This is a genomic window from Piscinibacter sp. (assembly GCF_050175855.1).
Taxonomy (GTDB): domain Bacteria; phylum Pseudomonadota; class Gammaproteobacteria; order Burkholderiales; family Burkholderiaceae_C; genus Piscinibacter.
Genome location: NZ_JBFXIO010000384.1, coordinates 1 through 4,875, shown reverse-complemented (window position 1 = coordinate 4,875; position 4,875 = coordinate 1). Strand labels below are relative to the sequence as shown.

6 protein-coding genes are annotated in these 4,875 nt (G+C 69.9%); 5 read left to right on the top strand and 1 reads right to left on the bottom strand.

Features of this window, described 5'->3' with window-relative positions:
- The first annotated feature begins 186 nt into the window (after window positions 1–186).
- A complete protein-coding gene (ilvA, locus tag AB7U92_RS22005) occupies window positions 187–1,752 on the top strand; it encodes a threonine ammonia-lyase, biosynthetic (protein WP_428582117.1) in 1,566 nt (521 codons plus the stop codon).
- Window positions 1,753–1,790: 38 nt separating this feature from the next.
- Window positions 1,791–2,864 carry a nicotinate-nucleotide--dimethylbenzimidazole phosphoribosyltransferase gene (locus AB7U92_RS22000; protein ID WP_428582115.1) on the top strand — a complete coding sequence of 358 codons (1,074 nt, stop codon included), beginning with the start codon at window positions 1,791–1,793 and terminating at the stop codon, window positions 2,862–2,864.
- Window positions 2,865–2,874: 10 nt separating this feature from the next.
- Here the strand turns inward: AB7U92_RS22000 and AB7U92_RS21995 are convergent, their stop codons facing one another.
- On the bottom strand, window positions 2,875–3,516 hold the full coding sequence (locus AB7U92_RS21995; protein ID WP_428582113.1) for a type II secretion system protein N: 642 nt from the start codon (window positions 3,514–3,516) through the stop codon (window positions 2,875–2,877).
- A gap of 74 nt (window positions 3,517–3,590) precedes the next feature.
- On the opposite strand from AB7U92_RS21995, the gene gspG reads away from it, so the two are divergent.
- From gspG to gspI, 3 genes are read left to right on the top strand one after another with little or no spacing between them, the layout of a single operon-like run.
- Window positions 3,591–4,019: a type II secretion system major pseudopilin GspG gene (gspG, locus tag AB7U92_RS21990; protein WP_428582111.1), complete on the top strand. Its 429-nt coding sequence runs from the start codon at window positions 3,591–3,593 to the stop codon at window positions 4,017–4,019.
- A gap of 13 nt (window positions 4,020–4,032) precedes the next feature.
- Complete coding sequence (locus AB7U92_RS21985) at window positions 4,033–4,482, top strand: prepilin-type N-terminal cleavage/methylation domain-containing protein (RefSeq protein WP_428582109.1); 450 nt, start codon at window positions 4,033–4,035, stop codon at window positions 4,480–4,482.
- On the top strand, window positions 4,479–4,844 hold the full coding sequence (gspI, locus tag AB7U92_RS21980; protein WP_428582107.1) for a type II secretion system minor pseudopilin GspI: 366 nt from the start codon (window positions 4,479–4,481) through the stop codon (window positions 4,842–4,844). Before AB7U92_RS21985 ends, gspI begins: the two co-directional genes overlap by 4 nt.
- The last annotated feature ends 31 nt before the right edge of the window (window positions 4,845–4,875 follow it).

Genomic DNA, 4,875 nt, shown 5'->3' with positions numbered 1-4,875 from the left:
GCTTCGCATTCGGCGCTCGTTTTGTTTCGTTTGCACGCGATTCGACCGTCCGAACCGTTTGTCTCCTCCACCTCCTCCATTGGTGGATTCGGCCCAGGGCAGCAATGTCCTGGGCCTTTTTCTTGGGCGGGCCGCGGGTGCCGCAAAGGTATGATGCGGCGCCGCAAAGTCCCCTGGAGACCGCTCATGGCCGGCCCGAGCCGCAGCCCCGCGAAGAAGACGGCCGCCCCCCGCGCGCTGACGCTCGCCGACTACTTGCAGAAGATCCTCACCGCACGCGTCTACGACGTGGCCCGCGAGACACCGCTCGAGCCCGCCCGCGCCCTTTCGCGCCGGCTCGGCAACCAGGTGCTGCTCAAGCGTGAGGACAGCCAGCCGGTGTTCAGCTTCAAGCTGCGCGGCGCCTACAACAAGATGGCGCATCTCAGCCCGGAACAGCTGCGGCGCGGCGTGATCTGCGCCTCGGCGGGTAATCACGCCCAGGGGGTCGCGCTCGGCGCCCGCCAGCTCGGCTGCCGTGCGCTGGTGGTGATGCCGGTGACGACGCCGAAGCTGAAGGTCGATGCCGTGCGTGCGCTCGGCGGCGAGGTGGTGCTGCATGGCGACAGCTACTCCGACGCCTACCTGCATGCGCTCGAGCTGGAGCGCGAGCAGGGCCTGACCTTCGTCCATCCGTTCGACGATCCGGACGTGATCGCCGGCCAGGGCACCATCGGCATGGAGATCCTGCGCCAGCACCAGGGACCGATCGACGCGGTGTTCGTCGCCATCGGCGGCGGCGGCCTGGTCTCGGGCGTGGCGGCCTACATCAAGTCGGTGCGGCCGGAGATCCGGGTCGTCGGCGTGCAGATGAACGACTCCGACGCGATGCTTCGCTCGGTGCGCGCCGGCAAGCGCGTCACGCTGTCCGACGTCGGCCTGTTCTCCGACGGCACGGCGGTCAAGCTGGTCGGCGAGGAGACCTTCCGCCTCGCGCGCGAGCTGGTCGACGACTTCGTGGTGGTCGACACCGACGCCGTGTGCGCGGCGATCAAGGACGTGTTCCAGGACACGCGCAGCATCATGGAGCCGGCCGGCGCCATGGGCGTGGCCGCCGTCAAGCAGTACGTCGAGCAGAACAAGCTCAAGGGCAAGACCTTCGTGTCGATCACCTGCGGCGCCAACATGAACTTCGACCGGCTGCGTTTCGTGGCCGAGCGCGCCGAGGTCGGCGAGCAGCGCGAGGCGATCTACGCCGTCACCATCCCCGAGGAACGAGGCAGCTTCAGGCGCTTCTGCGAACTCGTCGGCCCGCGCGCGGTGACCGAGTTCAACTACCGCATCTCCGACTCGAAGCAGGCTCATGTGTTCGTCGGCGTCGCGGTCGCCAACCGTGAAGAAGCCGACAAGCTCGGCCGCAACTTCCGCCGCCACGGCTTCGACACGCTCGACCTCACCGACGACGAACTCGCCAAGCAGCACCTGCGCCACATGGTCGGCGGCCGCAGCGAACTGGCGCACGACGAACGGTTGTACCGCTTCATCTTCCCGGAGCGGCCCGGCGCCCTGATGCGCTTCCTGTCGAGCATGCACCCGGGCTGGAACATCAGCCTGTTCCACTACCGCAACCAGGGGGCCGACTACGGCCGCATCCTGGTGGGCATCCAGGTGCCGCGCGCCGACAAGAAGGCCTTCCGAGACTTCCTCGAGACGCTGGCCTACCCCTGCGAGGACGAGACCGACAACCCCGTGTACCGCATGTTCCTGCGCTGACGCACAATGAGCGTTGCCGTACGCCGCGCGTCACTTCCATGTCGGTCAATCGCTCGCTGATCAGTCCCACTGCCAATCCCCTGCTCGAACAGGCGCTGCGCGAGAAGCTGCTGCGCCGCAGCGAGACGACGGGCAGCCTGGGCGAGCTCGAGCCGCTGGCCGTGCGCCTGGGCCTGCTGCAGAACACGCTGAAGCCGCGCTTCCGCTCGCCGCAGATCGTGCTGTTCGCCTCCGACCATGGTCTGGCGGTCGACGGCATCGGCATTCCGGGCAGCACGTCGACGGCCAAGCTCGTGGCGCGTCTGCTCGGCTCGCAACTGCCGGTGGCGGTGTTCGCCCGCATCCAGGGGCTGGAGCTGTCGGTGGTCGATTGCGGCGTGGCGGAGCCGGTGGCGCCGCATGCCCGGCTGCTGGCGCGCAAGATCGCCCACGGCACGCGCAGTTCGCGCGCCACCATGGCGATGTCGCTCGACCAGGCCCATGCTGCCATCCGCGCCGGCATGGAAATCGCCGACTCGCTGCCGGGCAACGTGGTGGCCTGCGCCGGCATCGGGGTCGGTGCGCACGAGAGCGCGGCCCTGGTGCTGTCCCGGCTGTCCGAGACCCCGCTGCAGGACTTCCTGCTGTCCGGCCCGAACATGCCGCCGGAAGACCTGAACCACCTGGTGAACGTGCTGCAGGGCGCGCAGGGCCGCCACAAGGACGTCAGCGACCCGGTCGAGGTGCTGGCGGCCTTCGGCGGCTTCGAGATGGCGATGATGGTCGGCGTGATGCTGGTGGCCGGCAGCAAGCGTCACCTCGTCGTCGCCGACGGCATGACGGCCTGTGCGGCGCTGATGGTGGCCTCGCGTATCGCGCCCGCGGTCACCGACTACTGCGTCTACTGCCGCAGCCACAACCACCACGGCCTGGACCGGGCGCTGTCGCTGTTCCACGCCTCCGCCCTGCTCGAACTCGGCATGGAGAGCACCGATGGCACCGGTGCGACGCTCGCCTGGCCGCTGGTGCGCAGTGCCGCGGCCTTGCTGACCGAGGTGGCCGAAGGCGAGGAGGCGGGTCCGTCGCAGCCGGCCGAGATGGCGCCGAACTCGCGCGCCGGCTCGCTGCGCTGACTCCGCCGATTCAGCGGATCGAGGCGCCCTGCCCGCGCATGCGCTGCTGTGCAGGCGGCTGCACGGCCGGCTGGACACCGGGCTGGGGCATCACGGAGGAAGGGCCTTGCGCCGGCAGGCGCATCGGCAGGGGCGCCTGGCCTCCGGCGGGCGGGGGCGAGCCCGCTGCGGCGCCGAATTTCAGTCCGTCGGCCGGCGGCGCAGGCAACGTGCCCGTGGCCGCCGCAGGCAGCGGCGGAACCTCCAGCGTGAGCGCGGGCGCCCCCTGTGCCGGTCCGATCGCCGCGCTGCGCAGACCGACCGACTGCAGCACCAGGTCACCTTCGAGCAGGGTGCCTACGGCGTAGGCGCGGGCCGGCTTGGCATCCACCGCAATCAGCGCGAAGCCATCACCCTGGCTGTGCTTGCTGGCCATCACGCCGAGCAACTTGAAGCGGGAGGCCAGTTCCGGCGCCGCGGCGACGGTGGCTCCCGGCGTGGCCGGGGTGGCGCCGAGCAGTCGCGTGAGATCGCCTCGCAGCGCGCCCGCATCGCCCACCGCCACCGCGTAGGACGGGGCCGGCTGCGGACGCACCAGGAGCCGAAGCCCCCAGAACACCACCGTGGCGGCCACCAGTGCCCAGACGACGAAGGCCGTGAGTCTTGCCAACATGCGCGGATTATGATCGAGCGGATCCACAACCTCGCGGCCTTGCCGAGGCGCTTCGTTTCATGATGTCTTCCGCCGTGCAACACATCCGAGCCCGCCGCGCACGCGGCTTCACCCTGATCGAGCTGATGGTGGTGCTGGTGATCATCGGCGTGCTCGCAGCGCTGATCGTGCCGAATGTGCTGGACCGCGCCGACGATGCGCGCGTGACGGCGGCGCGCACCGACGTGAACAACCTGATGCAGGCGCTGAAGCTGTACCGCCTCGACAATCAGCGCTACCCGAGCGGCGAGCAGGGCCTGCAGGCCCTGGTGGTCAAGCCGACCGCCGGTGCCATCCCGCCGAACTGGAAGCCCTACCTCGAGAAGCTACCCAACGACCCCTGGGGCCGGCCGTACCAGTACGCCAACCCGGGCCTGAAGGGCGAGATCGACGTCTTCAGCTTCGGCGCGGACGGCGTGCTCGGCGGTGAAGGCAAGGACGCCGAGATCGGCTCCTGGCAATGACGAGGGAGGGCGCGTGCGGGCGCGGCAGGCCGGTTTCACGCTGATCGAACTGCTGGTCGTCATCACGCTGATCGCGATCGCCAGCAGCGTGGTCACGCTGGCCATGCGCGACCCGGCCGCCACCCGCCTCGAGCAGGAGGCCGCGCGGCTGGCTGCCCTGCTCGAGTCGGCACGCGCCGAATCCCGCGCCGCCGGGCTGCAGGCGCGCTGGGAACCTCGTGCCCAGCAGGCTGACATGCCGGGGTTCCGCTTCATCGGCTTTCCCGAGGGTGCTCAACTGCCCGGCCACTGGCTCGGCGACGGCGTCAGCGCCGAAGTGGTGGGGGCCCGCGCGATCGTGCTCGGGCCGGAGCCGATGATCGGAGCGCAGCGGATCGTGCTGCGGCTGGATGGCCAACGCCTCGTGCTGGCCACCGACGGTCTCGGCCCCTTCACCGTGGTCGGCAACGAGGTCACCCCGTGACTCGCGCCGCCGGGCGTGGCTTCACGCTGATCGAGGTGCTGGTCGGCGTGGCCATCGTGGCGGTGACGCTGGGGGCCGGCATCAAGGCCGCAGGCGCGCTGACCAACAACGCGCAGCGCCTGGCCGACGTGACCGCGGCGCAATGGTGCGCCGACAACCAGCTCACCGGTCTGAAGCTGACCAAGCAGTTCCCCAGCACCGGCGACGGCGATTTCGGCTGCGAACAGCTGGGCCGCTCCTACCGCGGCAAGCTGGCCGTGCGGCCGACGCCGAACCCGAACTTCCGCCGCGTCGACGCGCAGATCTTCAACGAGGCGGGAGAGCCTGTGCTCAGCCTGTCCACGGTGCTCGGACGCTACTGAAGTCATGAAGACGGCTCGCGGATTCACCCTC

Coding starts and splice junctions, on each gene's coding strand:
- AB7U92_RS21995 (WP_428582113.1), bottom strand. CDS start 3,516: ATGTTGGCAAGACTCACGGCCTTCGTCGTCTGGGCACTGGTGGCCGCC.
- AB7U92_RS22000 (WP_428582115.1), top strand. CDS start 1,791: ATGTCGGTCAATCGCTCGCTGATCAGTCCCACTGCCAATCCCCTGCTC.
- ilvA (WP_428582117.1), top strand. CDS start 187: ATGGCCGGCCCGAGCCGCAGCCCCGCGAAGAAGACGGCCGCCCCCCGC.